Source organism: Bacteroidota bacterium (assembly GCA_018266755.1).
Lineage (GTDB): Bacteria > Bacteroidota > Ignavibacteria > Palsa-1295 > Palsa-1295 > JAFDZW01.
On sequence record JAFDZW010000005.1, the window covers coordinates 1,344,287 to 1,369,052 of the forward strand.

General features: G+C 55.2%; 22 protein-coding genes. 10 read left to right on the forward strand and 12 right to left on the reverse strand.

Annotated elements, in window-relative coordinates; genetic code table 11:
* Nucleotides 1–127: 127 nt before the first annotated feature.
* From topA to JSS75_10410, 4 genes are all read right to left on the reverse strand, one after another.
* Complete coding sequence (gene topA / locus JSS75_10395; protein ID MBS1904103.1) at nucleotides 128–2,449, reverse strand: type I DNA topoisomerase; 2,322 nt, start codon at nucleotides 2,447–2,449, stop codon at nucleotides 128–130.
* Nucleotides 2,450–2,570: 121 nt separating this feature from the next.
* Nucleotides 2,571–3,089, reverse strand: coding sequence for a DUF494 family protein (locus JSS75_10400; GenBank protein MBS1904104.1), 519 nt, complete (start codon nucleotides 3,087–3,089; stop codon nucleotides 2,571–2,573).
* A gap of 18 nt (nucleotides 3,090–3,107) precedes the next feature.
* Nucleotides 3,108–3,581 carry an rRNA maturation RNase YbeY gene (ybeY, locus tag JSS75_10405; protein ID MBS1904105.1) on the reverse strand — a complete coding sequence of 158 codons (474 nt, stop codon included), beginning with the start codon at nucleotides 3,579–3,581 and terminating at the stop codon, nucleotides 3,108–3,110.
* Nucleotides 3,582–3,635: 54 nt separating this feature from the next.
* Complete coding sequence (locus tag JSS75_10410; GenBank protein ID MBS1904106.1) at nucleotides 3,636–4,070, reverse strand: hypothetical protein; 435 nt, start codon at nucleotides 4,068–4,070, stop codon at nucleotides 3,636–3,638.
* A gap of 147 nt (nucleotides 4,071–4,217) precedes the next feature.
* On the opposite strand from JSS75_10410, the gene JSS75_10415 reads away from it, so the two are divergent.
* The 4 genes from JSS75_10415 (at nucleotide 4,218) to JSS75_10430 (ending at nucleotide 7,457) form a co-directional block, all read left to right on the forward strand.
* Nucleotides 4,218–4,982: a hypothetical protein gene (locus JSS75_10415; GenBank protein MBS1904107.1), complete on the forward strand. Its 765-nt coding sequence runs from the start codon at nucleotides 4,218–4,220 to the stop codon at nucleotides 4,980–4,982.
* A gap of 90 nt (nucleotides 4,983–5,072) precedes the next feature.
* Complete coding sequence (locus JSS75_10420; GenBank protein MBS1904108.1) at nucleotides 5,073–5,825, forward strand: carboxypeptidase regulatory-like domain-containing protein; 753 nt, start codon at nucleotides 5,073–5,075, stop codon at nucleotides 5,823–5,825.
* A 40-nt stretch (nucleotides 5,826–5,865) separates the two neighbouring features.
* Nucleotides 5,866–6,594 (forward strand): SDR family NAD(P)-dependent oxidoreductase, encoded by a 729-nt coding sequence (locus tag JSS75_10425; GenBank protein ID MBS1904109.1) that lies wholly within the window; start codon nucleotides 5,866–5,868, stop codon nucleotides 6,592–6,594.
* A gap of 173 nt (nucleotides 6,595–6,767) precedes the next feature.
* Complete coding sequence (locus tag JSS75_10430) at nucleotides 6,768–7,457, forward strand: hypothetical protein (GenBank protein ID MBS1904110.1); 690 nt, start codon at nucleotides 6,768–6,770, stop codon at nucleotides 7,455–7,457.
* 89 nt (nucleotides 7,458–7,546) lie between these two features.
* On the opposite strand, the gene JSS75_10435 is transcribed toward JSS75_10430, so the two are convergent.
* Nucleotides 7,547–8,044 (reverse strand): hypothetical protein, encoded by a 498-nt coding sequence (locus tag JSS75_10435; protein MBS1904111.1) that lies wholly within the window; start codon nucleotides 8,042–8,044, stop codon nucleotides 7,547–7,549.
* Between the two features lie 18 nt (nucleotides 8,045–8,062).
* Entirely contained in the window at nucleotides 8,063–9,607 is a 1,545-nt protein-coding gene (gene lysS, locus JSS75_10440; protein MBS1904112.1) for a lysine--tRNA ligase, read from the reverse strand.
* A gap of 349 nt (nucleotides 9,608–9,956) precedes the next feature.
* On the opposite strand from lysS, the gene JSS75_10445 reads away from it, so the two are divergent.
* Together JSS75_10445 and JSS75_10450 are read left to right on the forward strand one after the other, a co-directional pair.
* A complete protein-coding gene (locus tag JSS75_10445; GenBank protein MBS1904113.1) occupies nucleotides 9,957–12,281 on the forward strand; it encodes a hypothetical protein in 2,325 nt (774 codons plus the stop codon).
* Between the two features lie 138 nt (nucleotides 12,282–12,419).
* A complete protein-coding gene (locus JSS75_10450; protein ID MBS1904114.1) occupies nucleotides 12,420–12,773 on the forward strand; it encodes a hypothetical protein in 354 nt (117 codons plus the stop codon).
* A gap of 36 nt (nucleotides 12,774–12,809) precedes the next feature.
* On the opposite strand, the gene JSS75_10455 is transcribed toward JSS75_10450, so the two are convergent.
* The 6 genes from JSS75_10455 to ubiE form a co-directional block, all read right to left on the reverse strand.
* Complete coding sequence (locus tag JSS75_10455; protein MBS1904115.1) at nucleotides 12,810–13,319, reverse strand: GNAT family N-acetyltransferase; 510 nt, start codon at nucleotides 13,317–13,319, stop codon at nucleotides 12,810–12,812.
* A gap of 115 nt (nucleotides 13,320–13,434) precedes the next feature.
* Entirely contained in the window at nucleotides 13,435–13,962 is a 528-nt protein-coding gene (locus JSS75_10460; protein ID MBS1904116.1) for a phage tail protein, read from the reverse strand.
* An 18-nt stretch (nucleotides 13,963–13,980) separates the two neighbouring features.
* Complete coding sequence (locus tag JSS75_10465; GenBank protein MBS1904117.1) at nucleotides 13,981–14,508, reverse strand: phage tail protein; 528 nt, start codon at nucleotides 14,506–14,508, stop codon at nucleotides 13,981–13,983.
* A gap of 146 nt (nucleotides 14,509–14,654) precedes the next feature.
* Complete coding sequence (locus tag JSS75_10470) at nucleotides 14,655–15,533, reverse strand: VWA domain-containing protein (GenBank protein ID MBS1904118.1); 879 nt, start codon at nucleotides 15,531–15,533, stop codon at nucleotides 14,655–14,657.
* 46 nt (nucleotides 15,534–15,579) lie between these two features.
* Nucleotides 15,580–16,956, reverse strand: a complete 1,377-nt coding sequence (locus JSS75_10475) for a peptidoglycan DD-metalloendopeptidase family protein (GenBank protein MBS1904119.1) — start codon at nucleotides 16,954–16,956, stop codon at nucleotides 15,580–15,582.
* Nucleotides 16,957–16,969: 13 nt separating this feature from the next.
* Nucleotides 16,970–17,707, reverse strand: coding sequence for a bifunctional demethylmenaquinone methyltransferase/2-methoxy-6-polyprenyl-1,4-benzoquinol methylase UbiE (ubiE, locus tag JSS75_10480; protein MBS1904120.1), 738 nt, complete (start codon nucleotides 17,705–17,707; stop codon nucleotides 16,970–16,972).
* A 430-nt stretch (nucleotides 17,708–18,137) separates the two neighbouring features.
* Between ubiE and JSS75_10485 the strand changes: the two genes are divergently transcribed.
* From JSS75_10485 to JSS75_10500, 4 genes are read left to right on the forward strand one after another with little or no spacing between them, the layout of a single operon-like run.
* On the forward strand, nucleotides 18,138–18,908 hold the full coding sequence (locus JSS75_10485; GenBank protein MBS1904121.1) for a TetR/AcrR family transcriptional regulator: 771 nt from the start codon (nucleotides 18,138–18,140) through the stop codon (nucleotides 18,906–18,908).
* A 42-nt stretch (nucleotides 18,909–18,950) separates the two neighbouring features.
* Nucleotides 18,951–20,306 (forward strand): TolC family protein, encoded by a 1,356-nt coding sequence (locus JSS75_10490; protein MBS1904122.1) that lies wholly within the window; start codon nucleotides 18,951–18,953, stop codon nucleotides 20,304–20,306.
* A gap of 40 nt (nucleotides 20,307–20,346) precedes the next feature.
* A complete protein-coding gene (locus tag JSS75_10495) occupies nucleotides 20,347–21,432 on the forward strand; it encodes an efflux RND transporter periplasmic adaptor subunit (protein ID MBS1904123.1) in 1,086 nt (361 codons plus the stop codon).
* 42 nt (nucleotides 21,433–21,474) lie between these two features.
* Nucleotides 21,475–24,630, forward strand: a complete 3,156-nt coding sequence (locus JSS75_10500) for an efflux RND transporter permease subunit (GenBank protein MBS1904124.1) — start codon at nucleotides 21,475–21,477, stop codon at nucleotides 24,628–24,630.
* Nucleotides 24,631–24,766: the final 136 nt, after the last annotated feature.

The following is a 24,766-nucleotide window of genomic DNA, read 5'->3' on the forward strand; positions in this document are numbered from 1 at the left end:
AAAATGTAAAATGTAAAATGTAAAATGAGAAGAAAGTCCTCTGAAGATCAATGTGCATTGGAAGATCGGTACATAACCGTGGGTCCCAATTTTACATTGTACATCTTACATTTTACATTCAAAGCTCTCAAGCTTCTTCCAGCTCGAGCAACTCCTCAGTGAAGTTCTTTTTGCAGTTCGGGCACTTGAGGTGCTTGCCGAGCGTCTTGGTGGACTTCTTCGTCAGCCAGTGGTTCTGGCACGACGGACACGTCTGGTTCACCGGCTCATCGTTGCTTAGGAAGTCGCACGTCGGGTAGTTCGAGCAGCCGTAGAAGGTGCTGTTGCGTTTGCCGCCCTTGCGTTTGACAATATCGCCCGTTGTACACTTCGGGCACTTGATCCCGCTCGGCACCGAGCGCGTGTACTTACACTTCGGATAGCGCGAACAACCGATGAACTTGCCGTAGCGGCTGGCGCGAACAAGCAACTCGCCTTCATGACACTCTGGGCACGTCTCGCCTGTCTTTTCCGGCTCCGGTTTGTTGAGCGATTTTACCGACGTCTTCTTTCCGCAGTTCTGACATTCGATATACATGCCGAACCAGCCTTGTTTCAGGTCGGTGTTCGTTGACTGGCATGCCGGGCATGTCTGCTTCGGCAGTTCTTCGACTAAGCGCTCTTCAACCTGATCGAGCACTGACTTGAACGGGACGTAGAAGTCGCCCATCACGCCGCTGTACGTGCGTTCGCGCGTTGCGATGGTATCGAGCTCGCCTTCCATGCGTGCCGTGAAATCCACGTTGAAGATTTCCGGGAAGCTCTTGATCAGAATGTGATTGACTTTCTTTCCGAGTTCCGTCGGGTATAACCGTCGGTCCTGCTGCTCGACGTAATGCCGCTCCTGGATCGTATCGACGATGCTGGCGTACGTGGACGGACGTCCAATGCCGAGCGATTCGAGTTCTTTGACGAGTGTGGACTCCGAGAATCTCGCAGGCGGTTTGGTCTGCGCGACATTGAGCGTCGGCAGATCGATGTTCGCCGTCTGGTTCTCGTCGATACCGTTCGGGAGCCGACGGTTCTCGTCGTCTTCTTTCTTGTCGACGTTATCCTCAGCATCGTCGAGAAGCTGCAAGAAACCTCTGAACTTCAGCACCGAGCCTGTCGCACGGAAACGGAACGTGCTTCCGGGTCCGGGCTCGGACTTGATCTCGACCGTCGTCTGATCGAACACTGCGGCTGCCATCTGGCTGCCGACGAAGCGCTCCCAAATAAGATCATAGAGCGAAGCAAGGTCCTTATCCTGCGCTTCGAGATATCGGCGGACCTGCTTCGGTGTCAGGTTGACGTCGGTCGGACGAATAGCTTCGTGGGCTTCTTGCGCATTCTTGCTTTTGGCCTGCTTGCGCTCGGCACCGATATATTCCTGTCCGTAGTTCGCACCGATGAACTTCACAGCGGCATTGCGGGCTTCGTCCGAAATGCGCGTCGAGTCGGTACGCATATACGTGATCAATCCGGTCAATCCTTCTTCGCCAAGCTCGATACCTTCGTAGAGCTTTTGGGCGAGGCGCATCGTCTTGCGCGGATTGAATCTCAGCCGTGCGCTTGCCGTCGTTTGCAACGAACTGGTGATGAACGGCGGCGGCGCATTACGCTTGACCTCGCGGCGATTGACCGAGTCGATGCGATACTCACGCTTGAGCACTTCACCTGCGTAGCCGCGAGCGGTCGTCTCGTCGCCGATGTATCGCTTGCGCATTTCCTCCGGCAGATCCTGGGCGCTGCCTTCGGGATTCTTGAGTTCGGTGTCGTCGATGCCGACGAGTCGGGCATGGATCGGGAATTCCGTGGTGGGTGTGGTGAAGTCAGCCCAGAGATTCCAGTATGCGATCGGTTGGAAGCGGTCGATCGCAGCTTCGCGCTCGCAGATCAATCGCAGCGCCACCGTCTGTACACGTCCGGCGGAGAGCGATTCGACGCGCTCGCCAACGAATGCCTTCCAGAGGATCGGCGACACTTGATAGCCGATGATGCGGTCCATCACGCGGCGAGCCTGCTGTGCTTCGAAGAGCGCAGTATCGACATCGCGCGGCTCCTTCATGGCCTCCTGAATGCCGGACTTTGTGATTTCGGTGAACAGCACCCGCTTGACGTTCTTGTTTTCGTTGCCGATCAACCCAAGAATATGGAATGCAATAGCCTCCCCTTCGCGGTCAGGGTCAGTCGCAAGAAACACTTCTTTTGCCTTGCCCGCAAGATTTTTCAGACGCGTCAGGAGCTCTTTCTTTCCCTTGACGGTGACGTATTGCGGCACGAAGTCGTGCTCGATATCGACACCAAGCTTCGACTTCGGAAGGTCTTTGACATGCCCGATCGAGGCTTCAACCTGATAGCCGGAGCCAAGATACTTGTTGATCGTTTTGGCTTTCGCCGGCGATTCAACGATTACTAACGATTTTGCCATACACTCTAATAAACGCTAACAGGGTTCCGCGCTCGTGCCACACACCCTGTATAAAAATGCGAAGCGCGAGCGTTACCTTCGTAAGTGCTCGCGCAAGCGACAATCGTAAATATACGAACGACTACTGCACGCGGTCGGTAAGCGATAACATCATGCGGCTGCCGAGGCGCGACGAGTCGTTGAAATCGAAGATCAGATTCGCTGCGAGATCGCGTGCGTCCTCAAGCGAGACGTTCTGCGCGCCGACGAGCCAGAGGCGATCGACAAGCAATTCCAATTCCGCATCTTTCAACAAGCCTAACTCACGCAGTTGCAATAAATAACCGCGAGCCTCGGGGGCCAGGATCGCAAGCTCCAACTCATGATAGACCCGAAACGGCGAACGACCGCCCGTTTCGAATGCTTTTTGCGCGGCGACCGGCGTGAGTTCGGCTTGGTTGCCGGCGACCATGATCTTATCCACAAGCCATGTGAACGCGGTCGAAACCTCGCTCTCGGAGTATCCACGGTCGGAAAGCTTCTTCAGATCGATATCGGCAAGCTGTTTATTGCGGCGCATTTCGCCGACAAGATACAGTACGATCTCCATCACCCGGCCCACGCCCTGCGAGCCTTTGAAATTCGAATCCTCAGTTTTCATCTACAGAGGTAGTAAAGATTATTCGATAGGATGAAGCTTGGATAAACGCTCAAGAAAAAAACGCTCCTTGCGTTGCATTCGTTTCTTGGGGGCTGCCTGCTTATCGCTGTATCCCGCCAAGTGCAACACTCCATGAATGACAAGCCGGGCCAGTTCGTTCCGCTGCGAGCCCCCAAAGCGCAGGGCATTTTCGCGTGCACGCTCCAAACTGATATATAACTCGGCACTTAGCGTGTGCTCGTCACGGTCGATCTCGAAGGTGATGATATCCGTATAATAGTCATGGTCGAGCGCCGCGATGTTGAGTTCGCGAAGCTCTTCGTCCGATTGCAGGATAACGTTCAGCTCGAACTTGTGGATGTCCGGCAGTTCGTCGCGATACACCTCTTTCGCTGCCGTCTTGAGCAAGACCTCGAGTTTCTTCCACTTCGGTTCAAGCTGTTTCGCCGCCGCAGTGGCGAAGAGTGCGAAGGATAGGGAATGCTGTTTCATCAATGGAGATGGAGCAGAGCCACTGAGCGGACTCCCGACAATGATGCTACAAACCTACTCGTACTTCTTCCCGCCCTCGGTAAAGACCTTGAGTGCAATCGCCGCGCGAAGTTCGTCGCTCGAGATCTTCGCAAAATCCTTCGAAGCGATCGAACGCGAAATATTGGAATAGACCTGGAGAATGCCGCTGGATGAGACCGTGACCATGGTGATCTTTCCTGCTCCGCTCGCCTTGGCAATGAAGGCCGCTTCGCGGGTGGCCGGGGATACGTGGACCTGCTCGATGGCCGAAAGCTCGACGATACCGAGCGCCGAAGCGATCTGCACTGCCGGCACTTTGCCACGACCATCGGCGAACGTCAGTTCGACCAACGGCAGATCGCCTGTCTTGCGCTTGCCACCATAGACAAGCACGGACGAGCCGGATGCGATGTGCACACCCTCGAGCACTTCTGCGACCGCCGATATGACGTTCTTCCGAAAGAGCATTTGCTATTGAAGTTTACACTACGAAAATACTCACGGATTTGTTCGCCACAGGCAAAAAACGGTAGGATGGGTCATTACGGCGTCACTGATGTAACTTTCCATTGTTCTCTCAGTTATTACATCGCATCGAACTAACCGGCAATCATCATGAAATACTACCTATTCCTTATCGTCCTTGCACCGCTCTTCTTCGGCACGGGCTGCAAAGATGACGACACGACGAACTCTGCCTCTTTACCGACAGGCACCCTCAAGGGCCGCATCCTCCTATTCGATTCACTTGGCAGCGTCAGTTCGGATGCATCCGGCGTCGTTGTTTCAATGGAAGGCACCTCGTTATCGGCAACCACAGACGTGAACGGCGTGTGGATCATGAGCAATGTGCCGACACGAACCTATACCATTCTGTATTCGAGGCCTGGTTTGGTGCAGACCCGCGAGCCGGGATTCGTATTTGTCGGTGGAGATACGCTGTATCACACGAACACCACGCTCTGGATGCCCATCAAACAGCGAGTTCACCTCAGTCAGGTTACCACCCCGAATCGTGTCACGTTCGCGGGCACACTTCCAGCGCTTTCGAGCACGTATCCTTCGTTCGCGTTAGTGGGCGGGGTCTCGGCCGACTCCGCAGCAATCGCAAACTCGCAAACGCTTGGCACAGTATGGGCGATCGATTTTGAAAACGGCTCTGCGACGGGGAGCACACCGTTCAGTGTCGGCCTGCTGCAACGGTTTGCGCTCTATAGTGCAGGGTTCCAAAGCGGTCAGCGGCTCTATGCCGCAATGCATATTGTGGCATTGGGCGATGGCTACCAAAACTATACGTATTATCAAGACAACCGTACCGGCCAGTACATCTTCCCCTCTGCCGGACCGGCATCGGAAGTGATCGGGTTCACGATGCCGTAGACATCACTCTCGTTCATCCTGCTATCGGAACAATTAATCTGCTTCTGAGGTAATTACACCAGACGTCTGACCACCATTCGAGTCCGCATTATGAAATTACAGCTCACGGCGCTTTTCGCTATCCTCTTCGTTGTTATCTTCGTCGGCTGCGATCGGGACGACGACGATGTTATGTTTAATAAAGTCGGCGCGGCTACCTTACAAGGGACCGTCACCCTCATCGACTCGGTTGGCAACCGACTCAACGACGCCTCTGGGGTAACGGTCAGACTCGATGACAGTACATTCTCGGCAGTCACAGATGTAAACGGTGTATGGAAGATACACGGACTCCCGAACAGGACGTACGAGATCACATACAGCAAACCGGGATTCGGTACAATCCATGAAGCATCCTACCAGTTTCTCGGAGGAGATACCGTTTTCCATGCAGACCAGGTACTATGGATGCCGATACACCGTCGATTTGAGCTCTCTGACGTAGGTGCTGTTGGAGGATACGTTGGGGTCGGAGGGCAGGCCAGTGTCCCGAGCAACGGGATCCTGTATTCGTATCTGCTCTGCGTCGCAAGTGATTCGACATCGCTGGTGAATGGACCGAATACGTCACTACCCTATGGGCTGACCTCAGAGGGTTCTCAGTTCTCCGGTGCAGTCCTGCCGATTGCTCGGCTGCAAGAACGGGGATTCCACACTGGGGATCACCTGTATGCTGCAGTATATATCGTCGGACTTGGAAATCATTATCAAGATATTGCACACTATAACGACCCGCACATTACCCGAATGGTATTCCCCTCTGCCGGACCGGCATCGGAAGTGATGGGATTTACGTTGCCTTAACCGAACTGCGCATGAGTGGTGATTCAGCATTCTTTCAAAGATGAACTTAACTGACAACGTAATCCTAATTACCGGTGGCGCATCCGGCATTGGCTATGCGCTCGCCGAGCGATTCACTCAACTTGGAAATCGGGTTATTATCTGCGGGCGCAGAGCAGATGCACTTGCGGATGCTGAAGCGAAACTTCCCGGGCTCGTGACCAAGCAGGTCGATCTGTCATCGTCTGCCGAGCGGGAATCGCTCGCTCGGTGGATCGAGAGTGAGCATCCGGGTTTGAACGTGCTCGTCAACAACGCCGGCATCCAGCAGTGGATGTCCGTCACCGATACCGATTTCGCAGACCGCGCTACTACCGAGATCACAACGAACATCGAAGCGCCGGTTCACCTAACATCGCTGTTTCTTGCACTACCCAATTTGAAGGTAGTAATGAACGTCACATCGGGTCTCGCGTTCTCGCCGCTTGCGACAGTACCGGTGTACTCCGCGACGAAAGCATTCTTTCGTTCATTTACACTGTCGCTTCGGCATCAACTTCGTAGTAGAGGCATCGAAGTGATCGAGCTCATCCCGCCGGCACTCAACACCGATCTCGGCGGCAAAGGAATTCACGATTTTGCTCCGCCGGTATCCGGCTTTATCGACTCCGCATTCGAACAACTCGCCGCGGGGAAACATGAGATCGCCTACGGGTTCAGCGAACAGATGCTCGCAGCCGGACCGAGTGAGCTCAGACAGGCGTTCGAACGGATGAATCCGGCAGGATAAGCGACCAGGAGAAGCTCCCGAGAGCGGTTCGTCATTCGGGCGGCGGCCTGCACGCAGGCCGAAGAGATCGCCGAAAAGTCACTCCCGCACCATGATCTTCGGCAAGCCCTCAGAAGGAACGATTGAGATTCACCGATTGTCCGTGTTCAGAAGGTCAGACTATCCTTGCGCGTATGACGAGAAAACATTTGTGGATCCTGCTCCTGTCCCTCGGCACCGTTGCCTGTGATCAGTCAGCAACAAGCCCGTCGAATACCACGGCCCTTCAGGCGCCAAGATACTTCAGACGCGCAGATGTGTCGATCGATCCGGTCACCGCATTGTTCCATCTTACATCGACTGGAGGATTCGTCACCTCCGGTAACGAAGTAAGCAGCCCTGTGGATACGATGATCGAGCAACCATTTTGGTTTACCGCATCGATGCCGTTCTCCACGATCGACTCCCAAAAGACAGGCGAGCTCGCTTCCGGGTCCACCAAGTATTCCGGTGAGTCGCCAACAAGCTTTGACTTCCAGCTGAAGTGGAGTAATCTCCCCGGCATTATCGATTCCCTCGTCATCTCTCATTCCAAGGAGATATACAATTCATGGGGACCGTGTCTGGGCTGTCCGTACGGTTCCGATTATGTAAGTACCCGTATCCGTCTCAGTAACATCGCGATCACCGACTCAACGAGTACCAGTATCACCGTCCGCATCCCCATCGCTGTGCTGACATCGAACCCGGGTTGGATTCAATGGGGAGATTACCTCGAACATGTTGAACCTGCACGAGGGGTATCCCTTAAACGAGATACGGTGCTCAATAAGATAACCCAATTCAACGACACTTCGAAACTGGTGATCCGGCTCACGCGCTAATGCTGCGCTAACCGAGAGGACACATCACTTGTGCGGCCGTACCGCAGGGAAGCACAGTACGCTGCGGAGGAGTTCGCCGGCACCGACCGTCAGAACGTCCGACGGACGATGTGACTTCCGCCGTGTTCGATGATCTTGGCAGTGACGAAGTCGAGCATCTCTTTGGGTACGGTATCCGGCGAGATGAATACGTAGGCCTTCGTGCAACGAGGTGTCTTCCCGATCATGATTACTCCTTTATAGTGCACAATGGCACCGATATCGGTCCAGTCGATCGAGTGCGAAGTTCGCTCGGTCGCGAACACACAGCCGGATTCGTTCGCGATTACGTCCAACGTGCTGAATGCAGGTCGCATCACGGCCCTGGACATCTTGAAGACGATATAGAGGGTGATCGCCATGAAGATGAACAGAGAGTAGCCGACGCCCATCAATGCAGCACTGTGTTCCACCTCGCCAAGCGACAACAACATCCAACCCACAATGCCGTAGCTGAGTAGTCCCGGAAGGAACGTGGGGAGGTAGATCCTTCGGACCACAAGCTTTCCGAATGCCGGATCAAGTGCACGGGTGTATCTGAATTCCACTGCCAACCAGCTAATACATTATTTCTCCGGCCGCATCGCCGGAAAGAGCACGACATCACGGATCGATTCTTCGCCCGTCATGATCATCGTCAGGCGGTCCACGCCGAAGCCGAGGCCGGCGGTCGGAGGCATACCAGTTTCGAGCGCACGCAGGAAGTCTTCATCAAGCTGCATCGCTTCGTCGTCGCCACGGGCGCGGAGCTTGGCCTGCTCTTCGAAGCGTGCACGCTGATCGATCGGGTCGTTGAGTTCGCTGAATGCGTTGGCAAGTTCTTGTCCGGCAACCATGAGTTCGAATCGCTCGACAAGTCCCGGCTTCGAGCGATGGTTCTTCGCCAGCGGCGACATCGACAGCGGGTAGTCGGTGATGAACGTCGGCTGAGTGAGATTGTGCTCTACCTTCTCCGAGAAGATCTCGTCGATAATCTTGCCAGCGCCCCATTTCGGATCGAGGCTCAGGCCCATCGTCTTACACGCGTCGCGCAAGCCCGATTCGTCCATATCGCTCACATCGATGCCGGTGTACTCGTTGATCGATTCATACATCGTCATGCGGCGGTACGGCGGCGTGAAGTCGATGACCGTGCCGCTCTTTTGCGTGACCTGCATCCCACCGCCGGTCACGACGCGCGCAACTTCGGCGAACATCTTCTCGACGAAGTCCATCATCCAGTTATAATCCTTGTACGCGACGTAGATTTCGGCCATCGTGAACTCAGGGCTATGGTTCTTGTCCATGCCCTCGTTGCGGAAATCTTTTGAAATTTCATACACTCCTTCGGCAAGGCCGCCGACGATGAGCCGCTTCAGGTAGAGCTCGTCTGCAATGCGCATATACAGATCGAAATCGAGCGCATTGTGATGCGTGACGAACGGCCGGGCGTATGCACCGCCATAGAGCGGCTGCAACACGGGCGTCTCAACTTCGAGGTAGCCGTACGAATCGAAGAAACGGCGGATGGTCGAGATGATCTGCGAACGCTTGCGGAAGGTGTCGCGTATCTGCGAGTTGACGACCAGATCGATATATCGGCGACGGTAGCGAAGCTCCTTGTCAACGACGGCGTCGTGCACAATTTTCTCGCCCGTCTTCTCGTCGATCTCTTCTTTCACGACCGGCAGTGGACGAACAGCTTTCGCCAGTAACTCGAACGACGCGACGTGCAACGACGTCTCGCCGGTACGCGTGCGAAATACGAACCCGTTCGCACCAACGATATCGCCGATGTCGAGCAGTTTGAATATCTCATACCGATCCCCAAGCTCGTCGGCTTTGAAGTACAACTGGACCTTTGCCGACTCGTCGAGAATATGCACGAAGCTCGCCTTGCCCATGCGGCGAATGGCGACGATGCGACCGGCGATCGATGCAGTCGGCTTCCCCTCCGGATTCGCTTCGTCGAACAGCGCTTTCACTGCCTCGGCCGTGTGTGTTCGATCGAACGAGTATGGGTACGGGTCAACACCACGGGTGCGGATCTCGTCGAGTGCGCGCAAGCGCTCGCGCTCTTGATCCGAAAGTGCATTGATATCGAGGGTCGTCAGATTGTATGCGTCTGCCATGCGGTGCAGGTCTTTAAGAGCGTTGAAATAATGGGAGGGTAACACATGACGGGGGTGCATGGCTCCCCGCGAGTATTGGAACCGGCACTCTGTATTCGTTCACTCGTTGGTGAGTGAATTCAGTATCGAACGAGTGTCCCGGAGTCACTGCATGTTGTTTATTCCGTTTCGAGGGGTGACAAATAACAGTGCTAAGTCTAAATACGCCATACGGAAATTACAGAATTGCGTCTTTTACGTTTAGATAATTTGGAATTTGGTATATTTCGTGGTATATTCGTGGTTTCGTATTAGCCGCAAACTGAGAGAACGGCCTATTATCACTTAAACTATTAGTTGGAGACTGTTTATGAGTAAACTGCTGATTTTGTTCAGTATCTTAGTTATTAGCTCATCTGCGCTCGCACAAACTGGACATCCGGTGCAAATCGACGATGGAGCTGGCCACATTTCCCTTATTCACGCCCCAGGATCAGGACCGCTCGATTTTACGCTGCCAAGCGGTGGCGGTATGCTTCTAACCACCGCAAGCGCAAGCAATGCCTTTTGGGCTCTCGGTGGTAACTCGAGCCCGTCGTCCAATCTGCTCGGTACTACCACTGCAGATCCGATAAACTTCATCACGGGCACCGGCGGTCCGAATACCCGCATGACGATCGGCGCGACCGGCAATGTCTCGATCGTCTCGGCAAACTTCTCGATCGGCGGTATTGCGTATGTATGGCCGAATGCACAGGCCGCATCGTCAAACTACGTTCTAACGAACGATGGGACGGGAAATCTGAGCTGGACGCTCGGTGGCGCAAACGGCCCAGCTGGTGGCGACCTTACGGGGACCTATCCGAACCCGACGATTGCAAACAGTGCGGTCACGAGCGCGAAGATCGCCGATGGCACGATCGTCGATGCCGATGTTTCGCCGACGGCTGCGATTGCATATTCCAAGCTCGCACTGACGAACTCGATCCAAAATGCAGATATCGTCGCCAACGCCATCACGACCTCGAAGGTCGCCAACGGTACGGTGACGACGAGCAAAATGGCCGACAGCGCGATCACCGGGTTGAAACTGCTCACCAAGGCAGTCACTCCGAACCACATGAACATGACCGGTTCGAGCTCGGGCGATGTCTTGACGAACGTTGGCGGCAACGCTGCATGGACTGCACCGGCGAGCGTCCCACCGAGCGGCCCCGCAGGCGGTTCGCTTGCTGGCACCTATCCGAACCCGACCATCGCGGCCGGTGCGATTACCAACACGGAAGTTGCTGCCGGCGCTGCAATTGCCTACAGCAAGCTCAGTCTCACCAACTCGATCCAAAACTCCGACATCGTCGCCAACGCCATCACGACCTCGAAGGTCGCTAACGGTACCGTGACGACGAGCAAAATGGCCGACAGCGCGATCACCGGGTTGAAGCTGCTGACCAAAGCAGTCACTCCGAACCACATGAACATGACCGGTTCGAGCTCGGGAGATGTTTTGACGAACGTCGGCGGTAATGCTGCTTGGACTGCACCGGCGAGCGTCCCACCGAGTGGCGCTGCAGGCGGTTCGCTTGCTGGCACCTATCCGAACCCGACGATCGCAGCAGGTGCGATTACCAACACGGAAGTTGCTGCTGCAGCAGGAATTGTCTATAGCAAGCTCAATCTCACCAACTCGATCCAGAACGCCGACATCGTCGCCAATGCGATTACGACGTCGAAGGTCGCCAACGGTACGGTGACGACCAGCAAAATGGCCGACAGTGCGATCAGCGGGCTGAAGCTGCTCACCAAGGCAGTCACTCCGAACCATATGAACATGACCGGTTCGAGCTCGGGCGATGTTTTGACGAACGTCGGCGGTAATGCTGCGTGGACCGCACCGGCCGGGCCGAGCGGAGCTGCCGGCGGTGATCTGAGCGGTACCTATCCGAATCCCACTGTTTCGAAGATCAATGGCAACACAGTCCCAGCGAACGCTGCAGGCGTGCTGACAAATAACGGTACGGGCACACTGACCTGGGCACCCGGTGGCGGCGGCTCTCCGGCAGGAGCGAATACCGAGGTGCAATTCAACAACTCCGGGGCCTTTGGCTCTTCTTCGAATTTTACGTTCGTCTCAGGTACGGCGCTGACGTCGACCAACACAAATCTCGTGCTCGCGAACAACAATAATACCGCGACGCAACTGAAGTTCGCAGAACCAAGCGGTTCGGGCGCGAATGTGACCGCGTTTAAGGCACAGGCACAGTCGGCGGACATTACCTACACGCTGCCGAGTGCTGCACCGACGGCCGCCAATCAAGTGCTGCAGGCGCAGTCGGTGTCTGGCAATAACGCGACACTCGCGTGGGGAAGCATTAGCGGCGGTTCGATCCAGTTCAGCCGGACGGGCGTGATAGCCAACGCCGGTAATACCAGTTATAACGTCCAGAATGGCGACGACATCGTCGGTGTCGATATGTCTGCCGGAACGAATTTTACGGTGAACCTGCAAGCCGCGAATACTTCTGGAAAGATCATTATCATCAAGATCGAGAAGTATAACAACGCACTACTTCCCGTACTGACGATTCAGCCGAATGGAACGGATAAGATCGACGGCAATAATAACCTCGCCTTCGGAAACGCCGGTGGTAACCGTCGTCTTTATTCCGACGGCGCCGGCAACTGGTACGCCTGGTAAGCTACCGTTCGGGTTGACATTCATCGGTCTATATTCACTTCGGGGGCATCAGTAGTACTGAATGCCCCCGAGTTGTTCTCGGGGTAGCAGCGTACACTCATATTGGCCGTATAGATCGTTGACCATAGTATTATCACAATGAGCGAAGCAACCGAAGCCATGACAATTCCAACGAGCCCCTTTACTGTTGATAGCTTTATCGCCTACGTGGGTCAGCCGTTTACAGTGTGTCGCGACGCGATCGCCCCAACGATCATCGAGCTCATCGAAGCGGAACCGGTGACGTTGAACCCGCGTGATAGTCGCGCTCGTGGGAAATCAGGCAATGTTCGTACCGACCCGTTTGCCCTGCTGTTTCGCGGAGCGCCGGATGTCGTCCTGCCTCAGGGGCTGTATCAATTCGAGCATCAACACATGGGATCGTTCATCATGAGCATCGTCCCGGTCGGACCCGGTGAAGGCGGGATGCTCTACGAATCGATATTCAATTAGTACGATACAATTGGCGGAGGTATTCTCCGCACTCGGTCAACGACCGCTGTACTCCATCAGCCAGTGGGATGAAAGGTCCTCGACGATAGCAAACCCTTCCCGTTCATACAATGCAACGGCTCGATTCACCTTTTCCACATGCAGACGTATCTTCTTCCCTTGTGCAATACCGCGCGCTACATGCATTCGCATGATGTAGGTGCAGATGCCATTGTTTTGGTATTCCGGAAGAATCATGAGATCGCCTAAACGGATCTCATTCTCAAAGTCGATAATAATCAGCCGTCCGACCGGTTCCCCCTCCCGAAGCACGATGGAGATGTCGGCCCACGGATAGTTACTATTGTAATGAATCATCATCAGTCGGTACTGATGCTCGGTCAATGCATCGATCTGCTCCTGCGTCAACCCCACTGCATCGAGTGACATCTGGTGTCGAAGCGTTATCCCATAGAGGCGAATCGCAAACGGTTCATCTTCCGGCACCATTGTTCGGAACGAACACGGCGGCTGATCGGTGAGAATTGACGTGTCTGGGACGAACATAGTCAGCTACAGAAATCTCGGGTTAGGGTTGATTCTTCTTCTACAGGCGGAATACACAATGGCCGACGAACCAATTCGGTACGCCGGCCAATTGCTGTTGTCGTTCCTCTACTGGTTAGTTGCGCGACGGGAATATTCCCTCAAGCGCAATCGAGAAACTAATCACCAGGTACGGCTCCATGTCGTCGTGCGGCTGATTGCCGCCCGCGAGCCCAATCGTCTGAACGTTCAACGTTGATCCGTCCGACGTTGGCCGAAAATATACGACCGAGCCTGAATCGCTACTGGCAGCGATGAAATTGCCATTGGGTGTTCCGAGAGCGCCGGCAACATTGGTCGTTGAGACCAAGTGATTGTGCATCGGCATCTCGGAATTGATCAGCGTCACGTCTTCGGAACCGGACATCTCGCCCATGTCCCGAGGTGTGAGGCCCGGTCCTTGCCCCTGATGAATCGGAGCACGGCCACGAAGATCAGGAAGACCGAAGGTCACCCGGCCATCGCCACCGAACTGGGTGCCGAGCAATGAGAACAGTGCGGTGTTTTGTGCGATCGACATTAACTGACCGTCGCACGTCGCATATCCATACGGTGCAAAATTGAATCCGGTTTGGATGATCTGCCCGATAAATGGTTCTGCCATGGTACTACTCCTTTGCGATTAGTTACGTGACGGGAATATACCGACCAGTGCAATGCAGAAATTGATCACGAGGTACGGCTGCATATTGTTGTGCGGCTGATTACCTCCGGCCAGACCAATGCTCTGCGGATTCAACGTCGACCCATCGGACGTCGGTCGGTACATCGACACGGCCGTTGAGTCACTGCTGGCGGCAAGGAAGTTGCCGTTCGGTGTCGGCAGCGCACCCGCAACGTTCGTTGTCGACATCAAATGATTATGCATCGGCATTTGCGTGCTGATCAGCGTCACGGTTTCGGAACCGGATGACTCGCCCATCACTCTCGCTGTGAGTCCCGGGCCTTGTCCCTGATGGATCGGGACGCGACCACGAAGGTCAGGAAGACCGAACGTCACACGGCCGTCACCACCGAACGTGGTGCCGAGCAATGAAAATAATGCGGTGTTCTGCGCGATCGACAGTATCTGACCGTCGCATGTCGCGTATCCTTTCGGTGCAAAATTGAATCCTGCCTGGATGATCTGCCCGATAAATGGTTCTGCCATGGTTTTCTCCTTAATTGTTGTTGATTGATGAAGGTCGATAGTTGACAATTCCGCTGTTGCTTGGCAACGAATACAGAATGAGTAGATGTCAGCTAATAAGAACTGTGAAGATACGAAGAAAACGATCTGAATTCCAAATTAAATTATTAATATCGTCTAAACCCACCTGCCCCGGAGAATGGAAGGCCGAAGACGACCCGATACCCGGACACGAGCGATCTCCTGATGCCGGCGAGCACCGAACGCAAACCACCAAGTGTCTCGGCCGTGAAGGTGCGACCACCTGCATGATTGACGAGCCAGATCATTCGCCACTGCGGGTCGCTGCGGAAGTTGACCACATAGATGCTCACATGCATGGCGGCTGCAAGCTCGGCCAGATGATTGCCGGAGATTGTGCTACAGTTGTCCTCGCCGTCGGTGACCACGACGAGTACGTCGCTGCGCAACGAGTCTCCGCTGCGGCGTCGTTCGGCAATGTGTTCGAAACTCTTCCACATTGCATCGAAGAGCGGCGTGTACCCGCTGCGAATGGAATCGTAGAAATGCCAGAAGTCGCTGATGCGCGCACGCTCGGTCGTAAACGGACGCGACGCCAGAAACAACTGCTGGCGTCCGGTTGCGTCGTAGGTAGGGTCGCGGTCGGTGTTATCGAATGTCATCGCCGAAAGTATGGCGCCGGCGCCGAGCGAATCGAGAAATCGGTCGAGGTAGTTCGTCAGCGAATCGTATGCATGGAACATCGAGCCCGAGTTATCGAGCACGAAGCTGATGGCAAGATCTTCTGCACTGAGCGTCCGGACCGGCTCGAAGCGAATGATATCCGCCGTATCGTTTCCGATGGTAATGAGCAGATCGCTCGAATCGAGCGTGGTGATCGGCTCACCGCGTGTATCCCATGCGCGAAGATAGAGCGTATCGTTATCGAATCGTGCGATGAGCTTCGGCTTCGTTCCGGTCCGCAACGACACCTTCGGACCGACCGACGGCTGCGCAAGCGCACTTGCGATCAGAACCAGATTCAATACTATTGCGCCAATCCACCGCACGTCACATATCTGCCTTTCGACTTCACTTGAGCCACCGCACCGGATTCTGTTTTGCCTTGCCCTTCCAGACCTCGAAGTGCAAGATGTCGCCGAGTTCGCTGTTGCTGCCGGAACGACCGATCGTCTGACCTTTGGTGACCGTCGATCCGGTCGATACGGATGTCCCCGAGAGGTCGGCATAGACGGTCAGCACGCCGCCGCCATGGCGGATGATCACCAGCGTCCCATAACTCGGTAACGAACTCACGAGTGCTACCTTCCCATCGGCGGCAGCATGTACTGCCGAACCGGCTGCAGTGCCGATATCGATCCCCAGGTTCATCGTAACGGTGCCGAGCTCTTTGTTGCGCTGTTCGCCGAAGCCCTGGACAATACGGTGCGATGCGGTCGGCCAGCCGAGCGAATGAGGTCCGGCAAGGCTTTTCTGTTCTTGCGCATCGAGTTCTTCCTGATGACGTTCGCTCTGGGTAAGCTTCTTGCCGGCGCGTCGTTTGTTTCTGCGTTCGGCTTCGCGCTTTCGGATGGCTTCTTTGCGCCGTTTGATCTCGGCCTCTTCCTTTGCCGCAAGATTTGCGATCATGGCCTCGAGTCGTTTTGCAGCAGCTTTGCGACGGTCAAGTTCCTTTTGTAACGCTTGTTTTCGCTCCTGGATGCTGCGAAGTTCGTGGGCCGTCCGCTGCGTTTGTTGTTCCGCGCTTTGTTGTTGCTGTTTCGTCTCGGAGATCGCGCCGCGCTGTTCGTCAAGCAACGACGCAACCTCTTCGCGATTCTCGGTCAATTCCGACTTCGTCGAATCGAGCGTTTCTTTGTTGTGGTGTAATGCAGTCGAGGCAAGATGCGCATAATACGCATTCCGTAGCCGTACCGATTCCTCCTGCGGATCGTCGAAGCCGCTTCCTTTTGTCACATGCTCACGGTACGCACCGCTCGTGTAGCGACGCACGACATCGGCGGCATACGATCGTTTCAATGTGTCGATCGTCGACGCAGTCTGTTGGATCGAGGTGTCGAGTTGATGCTCTTGGGCTTCGAGTGCAGCAGCTTCGGATTTGAGCGAGGCGAGTTTTTTCTTGAGCGCTGCCGTTCGCGCGTTATGTGCCGCGAGTTGCTTTCGTGTAAGATTCTCTTTGCGGGTATGTTCGCCGAGTTCGCGCTCGGTTTCGGCAATCTCTCGCTTGAGCTGCGCAAGTTCTGCCTCGCGCGACAGGCGTTCTTTATGGGTTGCGGATGTGTGACGGCGTTGCGGCGCAGCTCGTTTCTTCGCTCGACGTGCATCGGCAGACCCGGTCGCAACGACGAGCGTTAGAACAACAAGGCAACACACCGAGCTTGCGCGCATTGTGAATGCTAACCGACGACGGACGGCAAATGTCACCGCTGTTGCACGCGGAAAAGGCATCGTGCGGATGGGGTTATCGCTTCTCTGCGATATGCATCGTCACGATCCCGGCCGAGAGGTCCTTCCACCGAGCATTCACGAAGCCGATCCGAGTAAGCATTGCGACGATCTCTTCGCGTTCCGGAAAGCGGCGGATCGAATCCGGCAGATAGCTATACGCCTCCGTATTCCTCGAGACGCCTTTGCCGACGATCGGCAAAATGAATCGGCTATAGAACGCATAGAGCTGCTTCATCGGAAAGCGTCGCGGCTTCGAAAGCTCGAGATTGACAAATACCCCGCCGGGTTTGAGCACCCGGAATATCTCGCGGCATGCTACATCGAGTTTGCTGAAGTTGCGCGTCGCGAAGCCGATCGTGACTGCATCGAACGTATTGTCCGCAAACTCCAGCGCTTCGACATCTCCTTCGCCGATCACGATGGTCGCATGACGCTTGTCGATCTTCTGCTGGAAAATATCGAGCATCGGTCGAGCGAGGTCGAGCCCCGTAATCTTCGCGCCCGGCATCTGACGAAGGACTTCGAACGAAAGGTCGCCCGTCCCGCAGGCAATATCGAGAACCGCAGGCTGCGCGTTCGTGCCAAGATGCTTCCTCACCACGCGAACGGCCTTCTTGCGCCAGCGAAAATCCTGCCCGAAGGATAGAAAGTGATTGAGGAAGTCATAGCGTCCGGCGATGTCGGAGAACATCTGCCGGACGTACACTTTCTTCTCGTCGGTGGTGTCGAACGTGAATTCGGATTTGCTCATGTGCGGTACAAAAATACCGCGAGAAGTACACGCGCCTGTAGAGACGCGCCATGGCGCGTCTCGGGCACTTCACCGCTTGACGAACTTCCCTGTCACCAGTCCGGACTGTATTCATAGTGTCGTCGAGAACAAACAACCGTCATTCTGACCAAAGCGAAGAATCCCTCGATGAGACGTAGTCAGTCTCAACCACAAAGATTCTTCGCAGACTGCAGACAGAGTATGTCCTCAGAATAACTTCCGGGTAAACCGTTGAAACAGAGTCCATACGTTTCCCTTACCCTGGAACGCAATCCGACACAGCTTGTTATCATGTCGTATAAAAAATGACTGACGGTCAGTCATTATATATGAAACAATCGAATTTTACACCCGTAGGATTTGGCATCCAAGGGATCATGAATACGGTAAGTTATTGATTTTACAGGATATGGGTATTATTGAACGAAAAGAGAGAGAACGTGAAGCCCGACGCGGACAGATACTCGATGCTGCCCAAAAGGTCTTCCAATCACGTGGTTTGAGCCAAGCATCGATGGACGATATTGCCAAAGAAGCCGAGCTCGCCAAAGGGACGATCTATCTCTATTATAAGAATAAAGACGAACTGCTGCTTGGGCTGATCCTTCGGGGCTTCGAGATCCTCGACGATATCATGGTCGAGTTTACCTCTGCCAAGCCGACCGGACTCGAGCGTATTGTCGCCGTCGGTGAGTCGTACCGCACATTCTCACAGAAGGAGACTTTTTTGTTCTCGCTCATGAATGTCAGCGAGCCGCCTCCGAAATCGAATATTTCCAGCGAGTTGATCGACGAACTTGCCCGCCTGACCCAGAAGATCTGGAGCGCGTTTTACTCCTTTACCGAACAGGCAAAGGCCGAGGGCGACCTCAAAGCGGAGGTCAACGGCATCACGCTCGTCCTCACGCTCTGGCTTTCGAGCACGGGCGTGCTCCGGATGTACAATAAGGCTGTCTGCAGCCCGGAAAATAATGCATTCGCTGCGCGAAAAGGCGGGATGCATTTAGAATATCTCGACTGGCCATACGTCTATGACACGACGATGCGGATGTTGCTCGAAACAGCCGTTACCGACCAGGGCCGTGCGCGCCTGGCTCCGCTCGAGTGGAAGACGAACGAACAGATGGGGCTGACGTTCGAAACGCTCCCCCACACCGAGGCCGAACTACAAGTTGCTTAATTCCCAGATATTATCGCTAGCTCATTCGTATTGCAATATCGTATGAAAAGTAAATCCATCTTCATTCTTGCGACGGGATTGCTGTTCCTCGGTCAGTCGGCTTCGGCCCAGACCGGAGCGGTTCCGTCGGCACTCTCCAGCTATATTCAAACAGCACTCGAACAGAATCCGGAAGTCATGGCCAGCCGCGCCAGGTGGAAGAACGTCGATGCAAAAGTAGAAGAAGCGCGTTCGGGGTTGATCCCGCATTTGAGCTTCGTCTCGAAGTTCACCGATTACAGCGGTGGCCGCATCCTCTATTTCCCCGGTGTCGGCAACTTCAATGCAACCGGACTCGGGATCGTCCCGTGGGATAACCATTTCGAATTCTCCTGGCCGATCCTCAATTATGGCATTTGGCAAGGCATGAGCATCTCTACCGCCGTGCGCGACGCATCGACGGCAGAGGTCAGCGCCAAAGAACTCGACGTGACCGAACGTGTCGCCGAAGCATACTATAACTATGCAAAGGCGAGCGAACTGGTCGAGATCCGCAAGAACGCCCAGGCGCTTGCGACCGAGAACTTGCGCACGGCTAATGCCCTCTTCTCGAACGACAAAGTACCGAAGAACGACGTACTGCGTGCGGAGGTCGGTGTGGCAATGGCCGAAGGCGATGTGCTCACCGCACAAAATATGTCGTCGCTTGCACGGACAAACTTCAACAACCTTCTCAAGCGCGACTTCGACGCCGAGATCAATCTGCCCAAGCCGGAAGAGATTACCGCACTTGTCCATGCCGGCAGCGACCTCGCCGCCAATGACGGACAGAAGTATGCGATGAATCTTCCGCCGATCCGCGAGGACATCGACCGTGCGTATGCAACACGCCCCGAGCTTGTGCAACTCGCGCGTAACGAAGATGCGCTCAACGGAGCAAAGAAGGCCGCATGGTCCGACTTCCTGCCGTCGATCGCGATTTTTGGTTCGTACGGGTGGCAGGAACAGACGCCGAAGTTTTCGAGCGACGCCGACCTGCTTCTCGGCGGCGTCCAGCTTCAGTGGAATTTCTTCTCCGGCTTCGGTACCACCGCAAGGGTGAACGAGCAGGAAGCACAGCTCGAAGAACTCCGCTACCAGACCGAGGCGGCGATGAACGGCATTCGTCTCGAGATCGAGAATGCCCGCCTCGAGAAAGTCAATGCGATCGATCGACTCACGATCGCCCAGAAGCAGCGCACCAGCGCCGAAGAAAATTATCGCATCGTCAAAGCACAGTATGACAATGGCATGGCGCCGCTGATCACCTTGCTTGACGCACAAACGACCCTCGCCAATGCGAAGGCCAACCTGACCACGACGACATACGACGTCCTGATCGCCGACGCAAAGTACAGAAAAGCACTCGGCACACGATAATCAACCGACCATTCATTCACCGCCCAACTATAGAAGTAATATGAACGCAATTGTAAAAGTATCGCTCTTCGCCGGCCTTGTACTCGTCTCGGGCGCGGCACTGACCGCCTGCAACAAGACCGATGGCGCCGAGCGCCCGGCCGAAACGCTCATTGCAGTCAAGACCGCTCCGGTCTCGACCGCTCCGATGGCCGCAACATTCCGCGCGACGGGCTCGCTCGAAGGCGTGCACGAAGCAACCGTCAACAGCGAGACGCAAGGTCGGATCGTCAGCGTCAGCGTCAGCAACGGTTCGCGCGTCGGCGCCGGCGCTGCGCTCGTCACGGTCGACAACGAACTCAAAGCCATCGCCGTCAAGCAGGCCGAGGCCGCACGCCTGGCTGCCGAGGCTTCGCTTGCAAAAGCAAAGCTCGATCTTTCGCGCACCGACGAACTCTCGAAGACCGGCGCTGCAACCAAGAGCCAGTACGAACTGGCCGAGTTGCAGGTCAAGAGCGCCGAAGCGCAGCTCAAGGCCGCCGAATCGGGCGAAAGCCTCGCAAAGCGTCAGCTCTCGGATGCAACCGTGAAAGCTCCGTTCAGCGGTGTCGTTGCGATGCGATATGTCAACCTCGGCGAACTGCTCAACCCGGGCGGAAAAGTCGCGACGCTTGTGGACGATTCGAAGATGAAGCTCAAGATCAATATCGGTGAGCTCGATCTCGGTCTGCTCTCGATCGGCGATGCCGTATCGATCTCGGTCGATGCGCTTCCCGGCAAGACATTCACAGGAAAGATCGCGACGATCGCCGACAAGGCCGACGCAGGTCGCTCGTACACCGTGGAGGTCGAGCTTGACAATCCGGGCAAAGAACTCAAGAGCGGCATGTTCGCTCGCGCCGAGATCAAACGCGAAGCCGAGCGCACATGCACCGTCGTTCCTGCCTCTGCGATCATCTATAATGGTCAGCGTACCCAGGTGTACGTCGTCGACGCCAAGAACATCGCCCACTTGCGTGGCGTGAAGATAGGCGTCACAACCACCGATCTTGCCGAAGTTGTCGAAGGGCTGCAACAGAACGACGTCGTCGTTTCTTTCGGTCAGGCACAGCTCAAAGACGGACAACCCGTAAAAATCCAACAGTAACCGTCCTTCCCACCCTACTATGATCGAAAGGAACTCTGTCGTATGACTATTACTGAATTATCAATCAAGCGGCCGGCGCTGATTACGATCTTCTTCATCGCACTCGCGGTGATGGGGTTGTTCGGTCTGTCGCGGCTCGGAACAGACCTGCTGCCGAAAATGGACTGGCCGTTCGTCACGGTCTGGACCGTGTATCCCGGCGCAGGTCCTGAAGAGATCGAAGATCTCGTCACGAAGCCAATCGAAGAAGCGGTTGCAGCGACAAGCAATCTCGACAACGTCCGTTCGTTCTCGAACGAAGGATATTCTGTCGTGCTCGGACAGTACCTCTTGACGGCGAACTCCGATCAGGCGGCTGCGGATGTGCAGCGTCGAGTCGATCAGATTCGCTCGAAGCTGCCGAAGGACGCCGAAGCGCCGAAAGTCCAAAAGAACGATATCAGCGCCATGCCGATCATTCGCGCATCGCTGACATCGACCGTCCTCACGTCGACCGAGCTCTACCAGCTCGCGAAGGATAAACTCAAAGCCCGACTCGAATCCACCGAAGGCGTCGCTCAGGTGGACATCACGGGCGGACATGAACGAGAGATCAAAGTGCAAGTCGATAACGACAAGCTGCAATCCTACAATCTCTCGATCCTTCAATTACAGCAGGCACTCTCGCGTGAGAATCTCGACTTCCCGACCGGCACCGTCAAACAGCCGACGGATCAGTACATCGTCCGCGTCAAAGGCAAGTTCGAGAATATCAATGAGATCAAGACGCTCCCGATCGTCACACTACCGACCGGCACGACCGTGTACGTCGGCGATGTCGCTACCGTCATCGACAGCTACAAAGAAGACGGCAAACCGACCCGCCTCAGCGGGCATGATGCCGTCGGCGTGAACATCGTCAAGACCTCGGATGCAAACTCGACCGAGACCGCCGATCACGTCTACGCGACGATCGCAAAACTTACGGACGAGTATAAGCAGGATGGGATCAAGTTCGAGATCGCGCAAGATGCAACGCAGTTCACCCGCGCGTCGATCAGAGAAGTATTCCGCGACCTCATCCTTGCGATCGTGCTCGTCTCCTGTGTGCTGTTCCTGTTCCTGCGATCGGGCCGTAACGCATTTATCGTGCTTGTTTCGATCCCGACGTCGCTCGTATCGACATTCATTTTCATGTGGCTCTTCGGGTTCACGATCAACATGATGTCGATGATGGCGCTGTCGCTGGTGATCGGTATCCTCGTCGACGACTCGATCGTGGTGCTCGAAAACATCCACCGAAAACTCGAAGACGGACAAGATCCGGTCAATGCTGCGATCAACGGTCGTAACGAAATTGGATTTGCTGCCATCGCGATTACGCTCGTCGACGTCGTGGTGTTCTTGCCGATCTCACTCGTTAGTGGTATCGCCGGCAAGATCTTCCGCGAGTTCGGTCTGACGGTCGTTGCCTCGACGCTCATGTCGCTGCTTGTCAGCTTCACCCTTACTCCGATGCTTGCCGCCAAATTCGGACGCGCACACGAAACGATCAAGTTCAAGCCGTTCAAGTGGCTCAGCGATCAGTTCGAACGCTTCCAGGACTGGGGCGAGCTTAAGTACAAGGGCATCCTTGCCTGGTCGCTGAAGCACCGGTGGGTCATCGTCACCAGCTCGTTACTGCTCTTCCTCGGCTCGTGCAGCCTTGTGATCACCGGGAAGATCGGATCGGAGTTTATCACGAATCCGGACCGCGGAGAATTCGCTGCGAACTTCGACTTCCCCGACGGGACGAATCTCGAAACCGCCGACTCGCTCGTCCAGCGATACGAGAAACTGCTCGCAGCCGACTCGAACATCGAGCGCTTCCAGACCGTCGTCGGCCGCCAGGAAAATCCCTGGGGCGCCGTCGAGCGCGGAAGCGTCGGGCAGATCTCGGTCAAGATTAAAGAAGGTAAACACCAGATCCGGGGGACCGAACAAGAGATGAAATATGTGACGGCGCTCGCGTCGTCGATCCCTGGCATGACGATCCGTACGCAATCGATCGGTATCTTCGGAACAGCGAATGCATCGCCGATCCAGTTGGAAATCGGTGGCGACGACCTCGGGAAGCTTTCAACATACGCCGATACGCTCATTGAGCATATTCAGAACATCCCCGGTCTGAAGGATCTCAAGAGCTCGTACGAAGAAGGACAACCGGAAGTGAAGATCAAATTCGATCGCGAACGACTCTCGGCCAACGGCATGTCGCTTGCAGAAGCTGCAGGGGCGATCCGTACTGCGCTTGCCGGTAATACCGATGCGAAATACAAAGAAGGCGAAACGGAGTACGATATCAATCTCATTCTCGAAAAGATCGATCGGTCGAATGCGAAAGATGTCGGACAAGTGACGCTCATGAATCATTACGGCCAGCAGATCAAAGTGTCCGACATTGCGACGCTTTCGTATGGCAAAGGCCCGTCGGTGATCGGCCGTAAGAATCGCGAACGCGTCGTGATCATCTACGGCAACCTGACGAAGACACTGCCGCTCGGCGATGCCGTGATCAAGATTCAAAAGGAGATCGACAAACTGCCGCGTGCCGCAGGAATCGGCGTCCCGTATTTCGCGGGCGATGCCGAGAATCAGCGTCGAAGCGGCGGCGACATGGGAATCGCGTTCTTGCTTGCCATCCTCTTCGTGTATATGATTATGGTGGCACTCTTCGAAAGCTACGTCCATCCGTTCACGATCATGTTCTCGTTGCCCGTTGCGCTGATCGGTGCACTGGTGATGCTGGCGATCACGGGCAAGACACTTTCGATCTTCACGATGGTGGGCATGATCATGCTCATGGGACTTGTCACAAAGAACGCTATCCTGATCGTTGATCGTACGAATGCGAAGCGTGCAGAGGGCGAAGGCGTCACCGACGCATTGCTCGATGCCGGCCCGACGCGTTTGCGCCCGATCATGATGACCACCTTCACGATGATCCTCGGCATGATCCCGCTTGCAATGGGACTCGGCGAAGGCTCCGAATTCCGTCAGGGGATGGCTCTTGCTATCATCGGCGGACTGACGAGTTCGATGATCCTGACGCTGGTGCTCGTGCCGGTCATGTACACATACGTCGAAGGCTGGCGCACACGCTTCCCGGCGTTCTTCCGCAGGATCAACATCTTCTCGAAGATGCGCAAACCGCGGCCGGGATACGTCAATACGCTCTGATACATCCATTCGATGCGATACTGACGTATATAAGTATAGTAACTGTCGTCCGGAGATGTCGAGAGTGATGATGGATGACGATGGATAAGGTGAAAACCGACCTCTTCGGACACAACCAAACCGGCTCGCCCACGCG

Coding starts and splice junctions, on each gene's coding strand:
- JSS75_10485 (MBS1904121.1), top strand. CDS start 18,138: ATGGGTATTATTGAACGAAAAGAGAGAGAACGTGAAGCCCGACGCGGA.
- ubiE (MBS1904120.1), bottom strand. CDS start 17,707: ATGAGCAAATCCGAATTCACGTTCGACACCACCGACGAGAAGAAAGTG.
- JSS75_10410 (MBS1904106.1), bottom strand. CDS start 4,070: ATGCTCTTTCGGAAGAACGTCATATCGGCGGTCGCAGAAGTGCTCGAG.
- JSS75_10450 (MBS1904114.1), top strand. CDS start 12,420: ATGAGCGAAGCAACCGAAGCCATGACAATTCCAACGAGCCCCTTTACT.
- JSS75_10500 (MBS1904124.1), top strand. CDS start 21,475: ATGACTATTACTGAATTATCAATCAAGCGGCCGGCGCTGATTACGATC.
- JSS75_10420 (MBS1904108.1), top strand. CDS start 5,073: ATGAAATTACAGCTCACGGCGCTTTTCGCTATCCTCTTCGTTGTTATC.
- JSS75_10455 (MBS1904115.1), bottom strand. CDS start 13,319: ATGTTCGTCCCAGACACGTCAATTCTCACCGATCAGCCGCCGTGTTCG.
- JSS75_10400 (MBS1904104.1), bottom strand. CDS start 3,089: ATGAAAACTGAGGATTCGAATTTCAAAGGCTCGCAGGGCGTGGGCCGG.
- JSS75_10445 (MBS1904113.1), top strand. CDS start 9,957: ATGAGTAAACTGCTGATTTTGTTCAGTATCTTAGTTATTAGCTCATCT.
- JSS75_10415 (MBS1904107.1), top strand. CDS start 4,218: ATGAAATACTACCTATTCCTTATCGTCCTTGCACCGCTCTTCTTCGGC.
- lysS (MBS1904112.1), bottom strand. CDS start 9,607: ATGGCAGACGCATACAATCTGACGACCCTCGATATCAATGCACTTTCG.
- JSS75_10460 (MBS1904116.1), bottom strand. CDS start 13,962: ATGGCAGAACCATTTATCGGGCAGATCATCCAAACCGGATTCAATTTT.
- JSS75_10490 (MBS1904122.1), top strand. CDS start 18,951: ATGAAAAGTAAATCCATCTTCATTCTTGCGACGGGATTGCTGTTCCTC.
- ybeY (MBS1904105.1), bottom strand. CDS start 3,581: ATGAAACAGCATTCCCTATCCTTCGCACTCTTCGCCACTGCGGCGGCG.
- JSS75_10465 (MBS1904117.1), bottom strand. CDS start 14,508: ATGGCAGAACCATTTATCGGGCAGATCATCCAGGCAGGATTCAATTTT.
- JSS75_10495 (MBS1904123.1), top strand. CDS start 20,347: ATGAACGCAATTGTAAAAGTATCGCTCTTCGCCGGCCTTGTACTCGTC.
- topA (MBS1904103.1), bottom strand. CDS start 2,449: ATGGCAAAATCGTTAGTAATCGTTGAATCGCCGGCGAAAGCCAAAACG.
- JSS75_10425 (MBS1904109.1), top strand. CDS start 5,866: ATGAACTTAACTGACAACGTAATCCTAATTACCGGTGGCGCATCCGGC.
- JSS75_10430 (MBS1904110.1), top strand. CDS start 6,768: ATGACGAGAAAACATTTGTGGATCCTGCTCCTGTCCCTCGGCACCGTT.
- JSS75_10475 (MBS1904119.1), bottom strand. CDS start 16,956: ATGCCTTTTCCGCGTGCAACAGCGGTGACATTTGCCGTCCGTCGTCGG.